General features: G+C 66.5%; 16 protein-coding genes. 2 read left to right on the plus strand and 14 right to left on the minus strand.

Annotated features, from left to right (window positions below; translation table 11 throughout):
• Window positions 1-96: 96 nt before the first annotated feature.
• A complete protein-coding gene (locus ACSSV8_RS09050) occupies window positions 97-600 on the plus strand; it encodes a hypothetical protein (RefSeq protein WP_454282216.1) in 504 nt (167 codons plus the stop codon).
• A gap of 59 nt (window positions 601-659) precedes the next feature.
• Here ACSSV8_RS09050 and gspM read toward each other — a convergent pair whose 3' ends face one another.
• Genes gspM through gspG form a run of 7 tightly spaced genes read right to left on the minus strand, consistent with a single transcriptional unit; the run spans window position 660 to window position 5153 of the window.
• Window positions 660-1169, minus strand: a complete 510-nt coding sequence (gene gspM, locus ACSSV8_RS09055; protein WP_454282217.1) for a type II secretion system protein GspM — start codon at window positions 1167-1169, stop codon at window positions 660-662.
• A complete protein-coding gene (locus tag ACSSV8_RS09060) occupies window positions 1166-2350 on the minus strand; it encodes a hypothetical protein (RefSeq protein WP_454282218.1) in 1185 nt (394 codons plus the stop codon). The genes gspM and ACSSV8_RS09060 overlap by 4 nt, the downstream gene beginning before the upstream one ends.
• Entirely contained in the window at window positions 2347-3270 is a 924-nt protein-coding gene (gspK, locus tag ACSSV8_RS09065; RefSeq protein ID WP_354537916.1) for a type II secretion system minor pseudopilin GspK, read from the minus strand. The genes ACSSV8_RS09060 and gspK overlap by 4 nt, the downstream gene beginning before the upstream one ends.
• Entirely contained in the window at window positions 3267-3875 is a 609-nt protein-coding gene (locus ACSSV8_RS09070; RefSeq protein WP_354537917.1) for a type II secretion system protein GspJ, read from the minus strand. Before ACSSV8_RS09070 ends, gspK begins: the two co-directional genes overlap by 4 nt.
• On the minus strand, window positions 3872-4228 hold the full coding sequence (locus ACSSV8_RS09075; RefSeq protein ID WP_454282219.1) for a hypothetical protein: 357 nt from the start codon (window positions 4226-4228) through the stop codon (window positions 3872-3874). The genes ACSSV8_RS09070 and ACSSV8_RS09075 overlap by 4 nt, the downstream gene beginning before the upstream one ends.
• Window positions 4225-4701 (minus strand): prepilin-type N-terminal cleavage/methylation domain-containing protein, encoded by a 477-nt coding sequence (locus ACSSV8_RS09080; RefSeq protein WP_454282220.1) that lies wholly within the window; start codon window positions 4699-4701, stop codon window positions 4225-4227. The genes ACSSV8_RS09075 and ACSSV8_RS09080 overlap by 4 nt, the downstream gene beginning before the upstream one ends.
• Window positions 4689-5153, minus strand: coding sequence for a type II secretion system major pseudopilin GspG (gspG, locus tag ACSSV8_RS09085; protein WP_354537920.1), 465 nt, complete (start codon window positions 5151-5153; stop codon window positions 4689-4691). The genes ACSSV8_RS09080 and gspG overlap by 13 nt, the downstream gene beginning before the upstream one ends.
• Window positions 5154-5254: 101 nt before the next feature.
• Here gspG and ACSSV8_RS09090 point away from each other — a divergent pair, with 101 nt between their 5' ends.
• Window positions 5255-6013, plus strand: coding sequence for a prepilin peptidase (locus ACSSV8_RS09090; protein ID WP_454282221.1), 759 nt, complete (start codon window positions 5255-5257; stop codon window positions 6011-6013).
• A 77-nt stretch (window positions 6014-6090) separates the two neighbouring features.
• Here the strand turns inward: ACSSV8_RS09090 and ACSSV8_RS09095 are convergent, their stop codons facing one another.
• From ACSSV8_RS09095 to ACSSV8_RS09125, 7 genes are all read right to left on the minus strand, one after another.
• Window positions 6091-7749 (minus strand): c-type cytochrome, encoded by a 1659-nt coding sequence (locus ACSSV8_RS09095; protein ID WP_454282222.1) that lies wholly within the window; start codon window positions 7747-7749, stop codon window positions 6091-6093.
• Window positions 7750-7763: 14 nt separating this feature from the next.
• Window positions 7764-8564, minus strand: coding sequence for an SCO family protein (locus ACSSV8_RS09100; protein WP_454282223.1), 801 nt, complete (start codon window positions 8562-8564; stop codon window positions 7764-7766).
• A 78-nt stretch (window positions 8565-8642) separates the two neighbouring features.
• Window positions 8643-10730, minus strand: coding sequence for a hypothetical protein (locus ACSSV8_RS09105; protein WP_454282224.1), 2088 nt, complete (start codon window positions 10728-10730; stop codon window positions 8643-8645).
• An 88-nt stretch (window positions 10731-10818) separates the two neighbouring features.
• The gene (locus ACSSV8_RS09110; RefSeq protein WP_354537925.1) at window positions 10819-11607 is read right to left on the minus strand and encodes an SCO family protein; all 789 of its coding nucleotides are present in this window, start codon (window positions 11605-11607) and stop codon (window positions 10819-10821) included.
• Between the two features lie 40 nt (window positions 11608-11647).
• Window positions 11648-13540, minus strand: coding sequence for a multicopper oxidase family protein (locus ACSSV8_RS09115; protein WP_454282225.1), 1893 nt, complete (start codon window positions 13538-13540; stop codon window positions 11648-11650).
• Window positions 13541-14092: 552 nt separating this feature from the next.
• Window positions 14093-14899, minus strand: coding sequence for a PDZ domain-containing protein (locus ACSSV8_RS09120; RefSeq protein ID WP_454282226.1), 807 nt, complete (start codon window positions 14897-14899; stop codon window positions 14093-14095).
• Between the two features lie 423 nt (window positions 14900-15322).
• The gene (locus ACSSV8_RS09125; RefSeq protein ID WP_354537928.1) at window positions 15323-16201 is read right to left on the minus strand and encodes a hypothetical protein; all 879 of its coding nucleotides are present in this window, start codon (window positions 16199-16201) and stop codon (window positions 15323-15325) included.
• Window positions 16202-16254 lie beyond the last annotated feature (53 nt).

Here is a 16254-nt window from a genome sequence, read left to right on the forward strand (position 1 = left end):
ACGGGAAACCGAAGGGATGGCGGGGGTGATTTTTCCATGGGCAGCCCTCACGACGGCGTGATAGGTTGCGCCGGTAAGATCGGACAGGCGAATTTGATGGATGGATTGAAAAGAGGTATCGCACTTGGGCTGAGCCTGTTGGCTCTTGCCGCTTGTGAGCCGGGGGCGATCAGTCAGGGCGCTGACTTTCAAAGAAAATATGAGGGTGCCCGCAAGGCGCTGGAGGACGGGAATTACGATCTTGCCGCGCGCAACTACGCGGCACTTCTGCCGTCGGCGGGGCCATTGGAGCCGCGGCTGCGGCTTGAATATGCCCATGCGCTCTTGCGCGCCGATCGCCATGACGAGGCGGCAGCGATGGCCGGGGCCGTGGCGCGCGGGCAATCGGGCAGCAACCGAGCGGCGGCGCTCGCGGTGGAGGGCACGGCGCTGCACGAGAGTGCGCTCGCCGATATGCGCGCAGGCCGCGCCGCGCCCGACAAACTGCGCCGCGCCGAGGCGGCGCTCGCCGAGATGCTGCGACTCGACCCGTCGCTTGACCCGTTGGGCGCGATGCAGAGCCGCCGCGACGAGATCGCGGGCAGCCTGCGGCGGGGGTGATACAAGGCAATTTCAGAGGAAGGTGATGAACTTGTTCGGTTCGACAGTGCGACAAGGTTCTACCGCGCGGGCACCAGCCGCAGGTCGGCGGCCACCACATCCTCACGCGCGCCGCGCTCGAAGGCGAAGCCGGCCATATCGTAGCCCCAGACGCCGCTCTGCCCCGAGAGCCATTCGGCCAGCGCGGTAAAGCGGACGGCGTCAAAGCGCAGCGTTATGCCGCCATCAGCGGTATTGGCCAGCTCGCTCACCACCTCACGCAAACCCGCCGCCCGCAGCCCCGCCTCGATCCCGCTGATGCCGATGGCGGTCGTCGCCCGCGCGCGCGACGTGCCCGCGTCGCGGGCAAGACGCGCATGGGCGAGGGCCTGTTCGGCGACCCAAAGTTCGGTCATACGCGCCTCGGCCAGCGCCGCGCGCGCCGCCGATTGGCGCTCCAGCATCGGCAGGGCCACGCTTTGCAGCAACAAAAGCGGCAGACCGATGACAAGAAGCGCCAGCAGCGCCAGACGCTCGCGGCGGCTCCGTTCCAGCATCAGACCGGCGAGACGGTCGAAAAGCGCGCTCATGGTGCCGCCCCCGGCACGGTCGCGGCGAGCGCCAGCACCGCCTCGACCCCTGCCCCCTCGCGCGCGACCGATTGCGTTACACGCGCCTCGGTCCCGGCGGCGGCAAGCGCGGCCATGAGCGCATCAAGCGCTGCGAAATCGCCGATTTCAAGGTCGATCACCAGCCCTGCGCCGGGCTGATAGCCCGCGCGGGTGACGCGAAGCTCATGCCCGGCCAGCACCGCCCCCGCAAGGCGCAGCGCCTCGAGAGGGCGCGGCTCGGCGGTGATCTGCGTCGCGCGCGCGGCGGCACGCTCGAGCGCCAGACCGACCTGCGCGCGGATATCGAGGATCGGCCCCGACGGGATCAGCCCGGCGCGCGCCAGCCGTTCGGCATTGAGCCGGTAGGCAAGGCCCTGCGCCGCAAGCCGCTCGGTTTCGATCTGCACCGAAGCCGTCCAGAGGCCAAAGCCCGTCAGCGCCAGCGCCAGCGCGGCGGCAATGTGCCCAAGGCCGCGCCGCATCGCCGCTCGCTCGGCCTCGGGGTCGCGGGCAAGATCGAGCGTCAGTTCGCCATGGGCAAAGCGCGCGGGCGCAAGATCCGGCGCAAGCGCCTCGGGTGTCGCCGCCACCGGCCAGCCTTGCCCCGCGAGCCATGCATCAAGCGCGGCAAGGGCCGGACCAAGCCGCAGCACCGCGCGCGGCGGCGCGGCCTTCCCCGCCTCTTCCAGAAGTGCCAGTGCCAGATCCGGCTCGGCGGCAAACCCGTCCTCGGGACCAAGGCGCGCGCGCACGCCCTCGCCCTCGCCCTCGGTCTCGATCACCCACAGCCCCGCTGCTGCAGGCAGGCAGAGATAATCGGGCAGCACCGCGCGGCAGGCGGTTCCGGCCACGCGCGCAGCCCAGGTCCCGCGCGCCTTCGTCTCCACCACCAGCATGCGCCGCCAGCCCTCTGGCGCGGGACCAAGCCGGGCGGGGCGCATCTCGGGCCCGGCCCCGATCGCATCGCGCACCTGACGCCGCGCCACACGCTCGCGCGCCACCCCCTTGAGGCCCGGCGGCAGATCGAGCGGCAAGAGCGGCACCTCGGCCCCCGGCACCCGCAACACGAAAGCCCGCTCCGGCAGCGGCGCATCCCTGCTCAGATCGTGCAGGACAAGGGCCGTCTCGGGGCGGGCCTTGCGGCGGAATGGCAGGGTCATGGCAGGATCATCCGGCGGTGAGCTATTGTGACCGCCCCATCGAGGGGCGCGCGTTCCAGCGTCAGGATGCGGCTTTGCACGCGCCCGTCAAGCGCCAGATCGAAGCGCGCCTCGAACCAGCGGGTGCGGGTGGCGAAACCGCCCGCCGCGGCCTCTGCCTGCGCGATCACGCGCGGGTGAATGAGGCGCTCTGCGCGGGCCGCGAAATCGGCGGGGCTGGTGAAGGGCGCACGGGCCCGCTCGTCCAGCAGCCGCGCGATATTGGCGGGGTTGGCGGCGGGCAGCACGGCAGCCAGCACCTCGGCCGGGGCGGTGTTGACATTGAGCGGCGTGCCCGGCGGAAGCGCCGCCACGTAAGGCGCAAGGCCTAGGTAATGCGCCTCTGTCATACCGCGCACAAGGCGCAGCGCCTCGACCCGGTCCACCGCCCCGGTGCCCACCTTCACCGGCACCGGGCGGTTGACGTAATCGGCGGCGCGCACCGGCCCGCGCGGCTGCACGAAACCCGCGATCTCGGAGCCGAGCACCACCGGCAGGCCAAGCCGCCGCAACAGCCGCTCAAAGGCGCGCGCGGCGGCGCCATCAGTGGCATTGGCAAGGCTGTTGACGTTGAAGCGCCCTTGAAGATCAGAAAGTTGGCCGGTGAGCGTGCCCCGGTCGATCTGCGCTTCGATGGGCTGGCGCGCCCATGGCTCGTTCAGGTGGTCGATTTCGGGCGCGCGCAGCCAGTCGGCGCGCAAGACCGGGTCCAGAAGCAGAACCGCCGCATCAAGATGAAGCGCGGCCTGCTGGCTGGTCTGAAGGTGCGCCGCGCGATCAAGGCTCGCGCTGGCGCGCAGCATGAGGCCAGCCGCCAGCGCCGCAATCGCCGCCACCATGATCAGCGCGTTGAGCAACGCGATGCCGCGATCCCCCCTCATGGCAGGGCCACCAGGATCGCGATCGGTCCGTAAAGCTCTGATTCGAGGGTGACTTCAATAGCACGCGGCAGGCGCTGGCGGGCCTCCTCGCCCGGCTGGCCCCACCCCGCGATCCACCCGTCCTCTGGCCCTGCATAGGCGCGCAGGCGCAGCCCGGACACATGGTCAAGGACACCCGTTTCGGGCGACAGGGCCAGGTCGGAGGCCGGGCGCATCACCGGCCAGACCGCCCGCAAGAGCCGCTCCTCTGCCCGGTCATGCCGCCAGATGACGCGTTCGGTCCCGGCGGTCTGCGCCTCGGGCAGCACCGCACGGGCCTCGGTCGAAAGGGCGAACCAGCCCTCTTCGGCGCTGCGATCCAAGAGCGGTGGCTCGGGCTCGAACCCTTCGGGCGGCCAGAACCGGAGATCGGCGGCGGATTTCAGATCGGCGCGCAGAAGCACCAGCGCGCGGGCGAGTGCGGCCGCGTTCTCGGCGGCGGCGCCGGTGCTGTCGCGGGCGCGCAACATGCCGCTGAGGGTTTGCAGCCCCATCACCGCGACCAGCGCGAAAATCGCCATGGCCGCGACCAGTTCCAGCAGGGTCAGGCCACGCTCGCCCCTCATGGCGTCACGTCAAGGCGCGCGATGACGATGACCTGCGCGCCCGGCCCGCTTGCCCCGCGGGCGCGGATCGTGGCCTGAACAAAGCCCGCGCGCGTCGGCTCTTCGTCGATCTCAAGCCGCCAGCCGCCGACCATGTCGCGCGGCAGCGCGCCCGCGACGCGCGCGCCGTACAGGCGGTATTCCTCGGCCCGGTTGAGCGCGACCTGAAGCGCAAGCGCGCGCGCGCTTTCACCGCCAAGCGCGCGCGTCGCGCTTTCGGTGCTGCGCAGCGCGGCCATGGTCGCCATGGCCAGCACGAGCACGGCCACAACAACCTCCAAAAGCGTGATGCCGCGTGTGGACGCGCCGCTCATTGCGCCCCGCAGTCAAGACCCGCGAGCGGCACCGCACGGCAGAGCGTGACCACGCCCCCGGTGGTGAAACGCACGGTGACAGGGGTCAGTTTGCCATCCGGCAGAAACACCAGATCGGGCACGGGCGGATCAGGACGTTCGCGCGCAAGGATCGGCCCATCCGTTCCCTCAAACACCACCGCATCACGGAATTTCTGAACCGGGCCAGAGGATTGCCAGCCCTGCCCCGGCGCCACCGGTCGCAGGACCTGCCAGCCCCCGGACATCACGCGCAGCCCCCGCGCCTCCTGCCCGAGCAGGGCGGCATCCATCAACGCGCCGTAAGCCTCCGCGAAATGCGCCGCGTCCGAAGGCCCGGACCGCCGCCCGACCGAGAGCGTCGCGGCCAGCGTCAGCGTCGCCATGACCGCGACCACCACGACCATTTCAAGAAGCGAAAACCCTGCCGCGCCGCCGTGCCTCACCCGTCCCATGACCCGATATCCGCATCAAGCCCGGTGCCGCCCGCGACACCATCCGCACCAAGCGTGAAAATGTCGAACTCGTCATGCACGCCGGGAGAGAGGTATTGGTAATCGTTGCCCCAGGGGTCCTTGGGAAGGCGGTCGATATAGCCGTTTTGCGCATAGTTGGTCGGCACCGGCTCGGTCGCGGGGCGGGTGACGAGGGCAGCAAGCCCCTGTTCGGTGGTCGGATAGCGGAAATTGTCCAGCTTGTAGAGCTTGGCCGCGCTGGAAAGTGAGGAAATATCGGCCTGCGCGCGCGCCACGCGCGCCTGATCTGGCCGGTCGATGATACGCGGCATCACGACAAGCGCAAGGATCGACATGATCACCACGACAACCATCAGTTCGAGCAGCGAAAAGCCCGCATCGCGCGCGGCGGGGCGGTTTGCACACGGGATGGAGGAGTTATTGATTTGCATGGTAATTCTGCCTTTGAAATGCGCTAGGCTCTTGCGGGAATCATACGTCACGGGCGCGTCACTGGCAATCGCCGCGCCGGTCATTTTTCGGGAGGGCCGTGATGCCCGAGACCTTTCCGCTCGCGGTTTTCCTCTGTCTGAGCGGGGCGGCGCTGGGGTCGTTCTTCGCCGCGTGGGCGGATCGGCTGGCGCGCGGCCAAAGCATCGTGGCGCAGCCCTCGGCCTGCGGCACCTGCGGGGCGCGGATCGGCTGGCGCGATCTGGTGCCGGTGCTCTCGTGGCTCCGGCTGGGCGGGCGCTGCCGTGCCTGCGGGGCGGCGATCCCGAAACGGCTGTTTTACGCCGAACTCGGCGGGGTTGCGCTGGCGTCCGTGGCCATATGGCTCGCGGCCACCCCGTGGGAGATGGTGTTGGGGGCGGTCTTTCTGTGGCTGCTCATGGGGCTGGCGCTGTGCGATCTGGCGGCGTTTCGCCTGCCCGATCCGCTCAACGCGGCGCTGCTGGCGGTCGGGCTGGCGATGGCCTGGCAGGGTGGCGCGCTGGCCGACGGGCTGATCGGGGCAGGTGTCGGCGCGGGCGCATTTCTGGCGATCCGGCTTGGATATGCCGCATTGCGCGGACGTGAGGGGCTGGGTCTTGGCGATGTCAAGCTCATGGCCGGGCTCGGCGCGGCGCTCGGATGGGTGGCACTGCCGCTTGTCGCCCTCATTGCCGCGCTCGCGGCAATGACGGTGACGGTGCTGCGGCGGCGCGCCGTGGCCAAAGACGTGACCGGTGTCGAAGAAATTCCCTTCGGGGCGTATCTCGCGGCGGCGGCGGGCGCGGTCTGGCTGCTCGCGGCGAGGGGCAGCGTTTACTGAGACAAGGGCCCCGAAAGGCACGGGCGGCAGGTTGCCCCACCGCCCGCTACGTCCCCTGTGGCCCATTACTCAAAACCTCAGGGAACGATCCAGTCACTGACCACGCGGTAGCCCAGCCGCGTCTCGGGGGCCAGTTCGGCGATGAAGGCGCCCTTGGAGGCGATCCTCTGTCCCGGCCCGAGACCAAGCTCGGGATGGGTGCCGACATTCAACTCGCTTTCGGCGAGGTGCTCGACGATTTCCATCACGTAATCGCGGTAGAAATCGGTGATGACATGCATGAGGCCAAACTCCAGCATCGTCATCGCGTAATAGGTCTGCATCTGCGTATGCGAATGGGTGATCGGCAGACGGCGCGAATTCATCCAGGCGCGCACGCGGAACTTGCGCGGGTGATAGGCACCGGGCTGCTCGTAAGGCCAGACCACGCGGGTGCGCGGGATCATCGTCTCGGGCAGGCCCGACGCGGCCTCCATCTGCACTGCCGAGGGCAGGAACAGCCGTGCGGGTGGCCGGGTATCGGCGAGCACTGCCACGGCCTCGGCCGCAGTCTCGGGCCAGATCACCAGCGTATCATCCGCGCCAAGCCCCGCGAGCGCAGCCCTCAGGCCTGCGGCATCCGCAAAGCCGCGCGTCTCGACCGGCACATCGGGCAGCATCCGCGCCATCGTCGCGGAAAACGCCTCGGCGGGGCGAGTGCCTTTCGGCGCGTCGGCATGAAGCTGGACCACGCGGGCGGGCGGTTGCTCCTCATCGCTGAGATGGATGGCGAGCGCCTCGGCCTCCAGCGCGACACCACGGTTGAAGAACACCGAATAGCCGTAGCGCCCTTCACCCGGTGTCGGCAATTCGGTGTTGGGAAAGAGGCACGGCATCCGCATGTCATCGCAAAACGCCCCGATCTCGTCCCACGGCCCCTCGACCAGACCGCTCACCGTCGCGAACACGGACCGCTCGGCATAGAGCGCGTCAAGCTGTGCGCGCCATGTTTCGGGCGGACCGCTCAGACGCCAGACATGCAGTTTCCAGTAGCGATAGGCCGGGATGAAGTTCGACCGGTAATTGGGTGAAAAGGTCGGGTTTTGCGTGTCGACCGCCGTATCCTTGTTCATCCAGTCGACATAGGCCTCCATCGTGCGCAGCATCGCCGCGGCCTCGTCCGGGTCGGCATCGGGGCCGATGACGGTGGCGAGGTGGATATCCTGCGCCTCTACCCCCGGCGAAATCTCGGCCGAGAGCGTGCGCAGAAAGGCGACGAGATTGGCCACGTCCTGCGCCGAAAGCTCGTAGCGCGGCATGATCGGGTCAAGGTCGTGCCCGCCCGGATCGACACCCTCGCGCAGCGCGCGCGCGAGCAGAGCCTCGTCATAGGCGGACCGCATCCGGGGCTGTCGCACCCGCGCCCAGAAACCGGGCGGCTGCACCTCCTGGTAAAGCTCCTTGAAATTGCGGTTGCGGTCGAGCGCCTTCTTCTCGAACAGCACGCTGCCGATGATGGGCGGCATGTAATTGCCCCCCTCCGAGGTGCCGAACCCGCTTGGACGGTGGCAGGAGACGCAGGAGAATTGAGCACCGGACACGGCCACGTCGCCCTGGGTCACCCCGCGAACGGGCGCGCCATCGGCACCGATCCCCTCCCAGTAGAGCCGCTTGCCCGCCGCAGCATCGCCCGCCTGCCCCGCGCCCGCGCCAAGCGGGGCAAGTGCAAGCGTCAGCGCAAGAGCCGCAACCCGCATGAACCCTGCTTGCATCAGTTCACCTCGGGGCGCACAAGCCGGGCATATTCCCCGGCAAGTTCCTCGGATCCGAGAAGCCCCTCGATCCGAAGCCAGGGCGCATCGCCATTGGCGCGCAGGAAGGTCAGCGGGCGGTGATACATCTTGTTCTCGCCCTTGTAGACGGCGTCAAAGGCGCGCACGACCTGGAAGATATCGTCGAACCCTCCGGTCAGCATCACCCAGTTGTCCTTGGCCGCGTGCAACTCCGCATAGTCGCGCAGCCTGGTGGGGGTATCGTATTCCGGGTCGATCGAGATCGACACCATCAGATAATCGGGGTCGATGGCGGCAAGGTCTTCCTGCGTCTGGCCGAAGGTGGCGCTCTGCACCGGGCAGATGGTGGAGCAGCTTGTGAAGATGAAATTCAAGAGCACCGGGCCGTCGAATGCGAGAAGCTCGTCAAAGGCGACCTTTTGGCCATTCTGGTTGCGCAGGGTGATGGCGGGGGCGCTATAGGCGTGGCTGCCGCGCTTGTATTGAAAGCCGTCAGGGCGCATCGCACGCTCGGAATTGCCCTCGTCCATGCCAAGATGGCCGGGCATCCGGTGGTCGGCGGCGGCATGGCCATGATGGGCCGAATGATCCTGATGGCCGGAATGATCCTGCTGCGCGGAATGGCCACTGTGATCCTGGCCAGAATGAGCGCTGGTCTTGGGCGCGCCGTGATTGTGGCCGTCATGGGCCTGCGCGCTCAACGGCGCGAAAAAACCCGTCCCGACAAGCGCCAGGGCGGCGATGCGGACTGTGGCTGAAATCGGTTTCAGAATGGTCATGGATACCTCCATGGTGGCGATGAGTAATTTGTCGGCGGTTGGCACCGGCGGCAGGACCGCCGGTGCCGGGATCAAAGATCAGTGGACCGACCATACGGCCTGATCGTGGTGCAGCGCGTCGAACTGGTAGATCCGCAGGCGGCGCGACGGCTCGTAGGTGAAGTTGACGATCACGTCATGCTCGCCCACGCCGTCGGTATTGACGTAATCCGCCGTCGGGATCATCAGCCCGCCCCAGGCACCGAACTGGTGCGGGCCGGGACCTTGCGGGTTGCCTGCCTGGCCCCGGAAGAGCGAGGCGGCGCCTTTGGCTTGGGCGTTGCCTTTGGCTTGTCCGGCGTTGCCCTTCGCAAGCACGGCATTGGCCTTGGCATTTACAACCGCGCTGTTGCCCGTGGCACGGGACGCGAGCGGCCCGACACTTGCCGATGGACGCTGCGCCGGGGGCACGGCGACCGGGCCACTTCCCGCAGTATGCACCCACCAGTGCACCCGACCGAAGGTAAAGAGCGGCCCCGCCCCGCCGACAGGCAGCGTGTTGTGGAAGGTATTTTCCCACCCGCGCAGCCCGCCGAAATCCACCAGAACATAGGTGTGCAGGAAGTAATCACCGTTGAGCAGCTTGATCTTGAGCTGATCGCCGCGCTTGCTCCACTGCTCATCCTTCATGCGCACCTCGGCCCGGCCGTCATGGTCCTTGAGCTGGCCATACATCCGGTTGTTGAGGTAGACCACGGTCAGATCGTAATCGGGGTCCATCTCGTAGCCGGTGGGCAGGCGGTTGCGGTTCTGCCAGTCCTCGAAGGCCTGACGGATCAACTCAGCACGCGCACGCACCGAAGAGCCGTTGATCAGGCCAAAGCTCGGGCGTTGGCCGTTCACGCCACCCAACTCGCTGAACATCCGCCACATGCGCTTGGCAGGAGCCGTGTCACCGATCTGGTCGATGGCATTAAGCTTGGTCTTCTGGTTCTGACGCGGGTTTTCACCGAAGACACGGATTTCCTCGGCGTTGCGCGGACGACCATCGGCCAGAGGTGCAAGGACGTTCTCGGTCACCTGAACCCTGGGCGGGTGGATCCGCCAGCCCCAGTGATAGCTGAGGTTCCAGAACCGCGCCGGCGGCATCTTCATGTTGAGCGTGTATTGCTGACCCTCTTCCATCGGAAAGAAGGTCTGGTCCATGCCCACATTGGCGACGCGCGGTACAACGGTGCCGCCCATGGTCAGGTCAGGGCCGCCGATATCCGAAAGGTTGAGCTCGGACGGATCTTCATAGAACATTGTGAACGGTGCGAAATCCTCGTGGCCACGGTTGAGGATCTTTACGTTGTATTTGATCGTCCATTCCTCGTCGTTGACCACGGTCGGATCGACATAGGCCGTGTCCGACAGGACATGCGTGTCGAACCAGAGCTGGTTGATCTCGACCGTCTTGGTGACCGGATCAACCGATTTGGTCTTGAGCCCGCCCAGATAGTTCAGCAGCGGAAAGCCCTCATATTCCCGGCCCCGAAGCTCTCCGCGCAGCGTGTTGCCCTCGATGATATCGACCGCGTGCCGGGCAAGCTGACGAAGCTGGCCTGTGTTCACGCGCGCGGGGATCTCGTAGCAGAAACTGAACCGCGGCGTGCTGCGGCAGATGCGGCGCGGCTCTGACATGGCCTCGATCTGGTCGAGGATCCAGTCGAGATCGTCCGTGGGCGAGGTCTTGTCGATCGTGCGGATCACCGGATCGTCGTGCAGGTTGTAGGGATTGTCCGGCGTCGAGGGCAGCGTGTTGGGGATCTCGTTGCCCCGGCAGCTCCTCGAGTTCTCATACACCGTCGGGAGCAGGTTGGACGGGTTCGGCGAAAAGCTGTCCCCGTTCGGATAATCCGGATTTTCGGGAAACACGTGCCCCCCGCTTGCCGTCGTGATCTCGGTCACCGTGGCCGCGCGCACAGGCGTGTCGTCCGGGTTTCTCAGCAACTCATACGTAACCGGATCGCGGGCCGCGTTGTCGCGGCGCGATTCAAGTTGCAACCGGGGCTGTTGACCGGAATTGAACATGTCGATGCAGGCCGCATTGAGCATCGACGGGTTCAGCGCCGGAGCGGGCACCGGTCCGAGGTCCTGCGACCAGGCGGGAAGGCCCCCGATCGTGGCCACGGCGGGCAGAGCCATCACCGCGGTCCATCTCATGGATTTGCGAAACATTTGGTTTGTCTCCGTTTCAAATGGCTTTCAGGCCCCGAAAATCCGGGGCCCGCAATCACACATCGCGGTTGTGGCTGCGCGGATCGCTGGCATTCAGCACGCGAGGCCCGGCCCGGCGCGGCTTTGCGCCCGGTTCCGGCAATGCCCCCGGCATCACCCAGGTCACGCGCTCGGCGGCATCGTCGGGGCGGATGTCATGAGGCATGGTGCCCCAAAGACCCACGCCGCCATTGCCGTAGAACACCACATCGACCTTGCGCTTGCCCGGCAGCGTCGCATGGCTCATGCGATACATCCGGAAGGCGAGATCGGCGCAATGCTGCGGCGTGCCGGTGAGAAAATGCCAGCCCTCGGGCGCGTTCAACTCGCGCGCATAGGCCGCCATGCGGGCAGGCGTGTCGTGCTTGGGATCGCGGGTGATCGAATACACGAACACATCGCGGCCCACCTTGTCGCCAAGTGCCTCGACCATCTTGCCCACATTGCGCGTGATCGGCAGATGGCCCTCATCGCGCAGGCTCATGAAGTGGAGCATCACCACCTTGTTCTCGATGAAGCCCTCGTAGAAGGCCATGCCGAGACCGTCCTGGTTGACCATCATCACATTCGGAAACGCGTGGCGCATATCCGGGTTGATGACGCCGCCACTGTCGACGGGGTTGCACAGGATTGGGGTGTCGTTGGGGCCGATATTGGCCGCGACCGCCCGAAGGCGCGCACGGGCCTCTTCGGCGGCTGCTGCCGCGCGTTCCTGCGACGATCCGGGCGTGGTGTAGAACCCCGCCGTCATCCCCGCAGCCGCCGCGACCGGCAGGCTCGCCATGAATTGACGTCTGTTGGTCATGTCTTGTCCTCTCTCAATCAGAGAAATCCCTAAGGCCTGCTCAGTCGCCCTGACCCGGCTCGACGATGTCCCAGCGGATCATCATCGCGTGGTCTTCATGAACGACGTTGTGGCAATGCATCACGTATTTACCCAGGAAGTCGCGCCAGCGGCCGAAGAAGGTCACCTCGTCGCCCGGTGCGAGCGAAACGACATCCTTGCGCGACCGCTCGATGGCCGAGGGCGGACGCCCGTTGACCTCGAGGATCTGGAACTCTTCGAAATGGGTATGCACGGGATGCGCCCAGGCGTTGCCCTCGTTGCGGAAGGTCCAGATCTCGGCGCTTCCCTGCTCGATCTTGGCATCCACGCGGTTGGGATCCATCAGCCGCCCGTTCACCGTCCAGAGCCCGTTGTCGTAGTCGAAGACAAAGAGCCGCTTGCGGCGCACTTCGGACATGCGGATTTCCGGCAGCTTGCGCATCGTCGACGGGATACGCGAAGGATCGACCACGTCGCCCGGTTGCGGCCGGAACTCGACCACCCCCATGGCCTCGTCTTCCGAGAGGGTGAAGCCGGTCGGCCCCGCCCCATCGTCACGAATGCCCATCCGGTTCATGAACCGGACCTTGTCGTCCGGCTGGTAGCGCGAGAAGTCGACGATGATGTCGAACCGGTTGGCCACGTAGATCAGCACCTCGTCCATGACGAGCGGCTTTTCCAGGTGGTTGCCGTCATTGGTCAGCACGGTGAAGGTGTCGTTATAGGGCGCGCTGCCATCGCCGGGAATGACCCGCAGATAGATGCGATAGAGCCGCGACGGCCCGCCGTTGAGAACGCGGAAACGATACTTGCGCCGGTCCACGTCAAGATAGGGCTGGATGATGCGGTTCACGGTGATCCGGTCGCCGATCATGCCTTGCGTGGTGTATTGCAGCCGGTTCGAGTCGTAGCTGTCGGGCGTGTCCTGAGAGTTGCCCACATCCACGGGTGCGGGCCGTGCCGCGACCGTCGGCGGCGTGCCGTCCGGCAGGAAGAAATCCCACCGTGCCTGACCCTCGGACGTGAACATCACGTCATGGATGATCAGCGGCACATCGTATTTGCCCGAGGGCAGACGGAAGGCGCGCGGGTTGGGATCGGTCTCGTCGCCCGAGTCCCGCTCGTCGAACAGCAGGTAGAACCCCGAAAGCCCGGCATAAACGTTGGTTGCCGTGAAATCGAGCCGGTGATCGTGATACCAGAGGGTATTCATGATCTCGGTATTGTCATAGCTCCAGCCACCCGGAGAGCCTGCCGGGAAGTTGGCGTAATGGTGATCCCAGAATTCGCCGGGGTTGAAGAAATCCTGCGGAATCCCGTCGGATTCGGACGCGGTATGCGCATTGTGCAGGTGGATCGTCGGCGAGGGCACGGCAAACTTGATCTGGCCGCTACCGACCGGCGGCAGCATGTTGTTACGGCGCAGGAAAACCGGCTCTCCATAGCGGGCATGATAGGTCTCACCCGGCGTGATGCCATTGAAACCCCAGTGCCACGACCCTACCTCGGGATCACCGCCACGACCGACCACACCGGGCGTGCCGTCGCCGTAAGGGGGCTGCCAGTGATATTTCCAGCGGAATTCGCTGATCGTCTCCTGGTAATGCTTTTGCGGGGTAAATTCGTCAAAGCGCTGGTGGCGCTCCGGATCGATCGGCGGATCATACGTCGCCGGATCGATCGGTTGAGCCACGGGCATGATGTTGAGCGGTGCCGTGAACGGCTCCACATAGGGGCTCGGCTCCACCACGATGCTCGGTTGGAACGTGTCGGGGAACACAAGGCCCGTTTGCGGCAGCCCTTCTTCGGCACTGTCCGGCCATTGTTCGATCTCGACCGCGCCAGCTTGCGTTGCCGCAACGGTCGCGCCAGCCGCACCGAAGCCCAGCTTCAATGCATCTCTTCGTTTCATGCTTTGTCCTCCAGCAGAAAAAGCGTTTGAAATATGAACCAAGAGCAACGGCAAACCGCCACCCGCCCCGCGCCAGACATGCCGCGAGAGAGAAGGGCCGAAGCCCCATTTAGACCACAACCCCCTGCTCCAGCGCCGGGGCTTGTTATTTACAGATCGAGCAAGCGCTCGAGAGGTGGGGACAGGCCGGTAGGGTGAGTAATGTGTGGCCCGCGCACGCCCATGGGCGCACTGATTTTTGATCAATCTTCTGTGAGCTCGCGCTCCTTTTATGTCCGCAAGGCGGCCTTCATGATCGGCGAAAGAACACTCGAACAACCCGCCTTACGCCAATAATGCACCACATATTGTCGCACCTTTCAACGGTAACTTTTTCGTGATCGCATGTGATCATCTTTTTTCAGACCAATCACGGCGGCGTTACCGCACAAAATACCTATTATGAAAGTGATTTTTTAATTTGGAAGATTGTAGGAAACTCACTGATCGCGCGGTTTGACACGTTATGTTTCAGGTCATCCGCCATTGGCGCAAGTCAAGTGACATGGTCACTCAGCCGCGGCCGGTGATCCGCACCGTGATCGTTCGCCGCTCACCGGCGCGCAGGATCTGGATTGTCAGCTCCTCGGCCTCGGCCAGCATGTCCTGCGCGCGCGCCAGCATCTCGGCATCGAGCACGGCATGGCCGTTTACCTCCAGGATCTTGTCGCCGCGACGCAGCCCGACGAGGTCATAGACCTGCCCCTCGCGCACCCAGAGGATTTCGGGCACCAGCTCTCCCTGGCCGCCATTGGGGGCCACCATCCGCACGCTGCCCGCGCGTCCCAGCACCCGGCGCATGTCGCGCCCGGCAAAGAGGCTGAACGGCACATCCGCACTCAACGGCGCGCCGTCGTCATTGCTGAGCACCCCCGCCAGAAGGCTCTGCGCGGTCTTGTCAAAGCCAATGAGGATCACCTCGCCGTCGCGCGACAGGCGCACGCCGTCCCCCTCGATGGCCAGCACCTCCTCGCCCGGTGCCAGACGGTCGCCCGCCCGCACGATCCGGTCTCCGCCGCTGCCCGCGAGGATCGCCCAGCCATCCGCCCCGCCCGCGACCAACCCGACAAGGCGATATGTGACCGGCGTGCGCTTGGGAGCCGCAGCTTGCGGTGGATCGGGCACATAGGCGTCAAAGAGCGGTGGCCAGTCCGGCGCAGTCTCGGGCAGGGCGGCGCGCGCCACCTCCTCAAGCTCGGCACCGATTTCGACCGGGGGGGGCGGCGCGGCCCGCGCGGCAAAAAGCGTCTGCCCGAGATGCCAGCCGCCATAGCCCAGCCCCCCCGCAGCCAGCAGGATCACGAGGCTGCTAGCGCGCATGGGGCCGCTCCTGCGCGCCCGGGAGGGCGGTGTATGACATCGCGAATGTAAAAGCCCGGATCATGCGAAACAGCCTGAAGGAACGGGCACATCCTATCGTGACGCCGCACCGCCCCGCAAGCACTCGATCACCCCGCTCGGCGATGGCCCGGCGGCGGCAAGCGCCCCTCAGCGCGCATCCGGCGCACGGTGGCGGGCTCAAGGATGCGCTCCGGCAGGCGCGCCTCGGCCAGGCGGGCGCGGACGGCATCGAGGGATGGCCCAAAGATCCCGTTCGGGGCCACGCGCGTCGTTTTGCTGCGATAGGCCGGGGTGACGCGCGCGCATCCGTTACGCCCGCCCGGACCGCGCGCTCGATATCCATCTTGCTTTCCGACATGGCCCCGCCTCCGCGCAAGAGCAGAACCGCGGCCCCCCCCCGCCTCACGGCAGCGGTGCCACGCTCAGGGGCATCTCCCAGTCGCGCGGATCGCCGCCCTCGCCCTCGGGGCGGGCGAGCAGCACCTGCGCGTGAAAATGTCCGGTGGTCTCGACGCCGTCGGTTTCATGCCCCGCCGCGCGGGCGTTCAGGATGGCGCGGGCCTGCTCCTCGGGCCCCTCGAAACGGCGATGGACAAAGGGCGCGACGGGGAGCACCTCCTGCACCAGCCCGTGCCGCGCCAGCACCTCGGCCGCCGCCGCGCGCTCGTTGCCGCGAATGGGAGAGGTCATGACCCAGGGCTTGCGCGGCCCGCAAGCGCCCAGCACCCGGTCGAGCGCGCGCGGCATGAGCTGCGCCACCGAGCCGCATTCCACGATCATGTCCACCTGCCCGAGCGCGGCCGCAAGGCCGGGAGAGGGCGCGCCCGCCTCCAGATCCTCGGCATAGCCTTCGTCAAAGAGCCCGACCGCGCGCCCGTAAGCCACCGCATTGGGCATGATGTCGAGCCCGGTCACATGCAGGGGCGGCGCATGGCGGGGCAATTCTGCCAGCCAGGTCCGATCCCGCGCGATGACCTCGTCGGGCAGAGCGCCGTCGAAAGCGGGCGCGCGGTAGCGGGCCAGCACCTGCGCCAGCGTGACGTCGTGGCGCATCAGCAGCGTCACGATGCCGTAGCTCGACGCGAAATCGAGCAGGCGCGGCGTGCTCAGGCCCCGCGCACGGGCAAGCGCCACCAGCCCCGCCCTGAACGCTGTCACCGCATGATGCTGATTGCGATAGCCGAGCGCCTCCATCATGCGGAAATAGGCGCGGCAATCGGGCTGGTCATAGGTGTCGTCGAAGATCGTGACAAAGGCTTCGGCTTGCGGCTCGTCTGGCATGGTGCGGCGTCCTCGTGACGGAATGGGTCGGGCCAAGCTGCGCGCCAGGCCGG

It is taken from the genome of Roseovarius sp. MBR-79 (genome assembly GCF_053628555.1).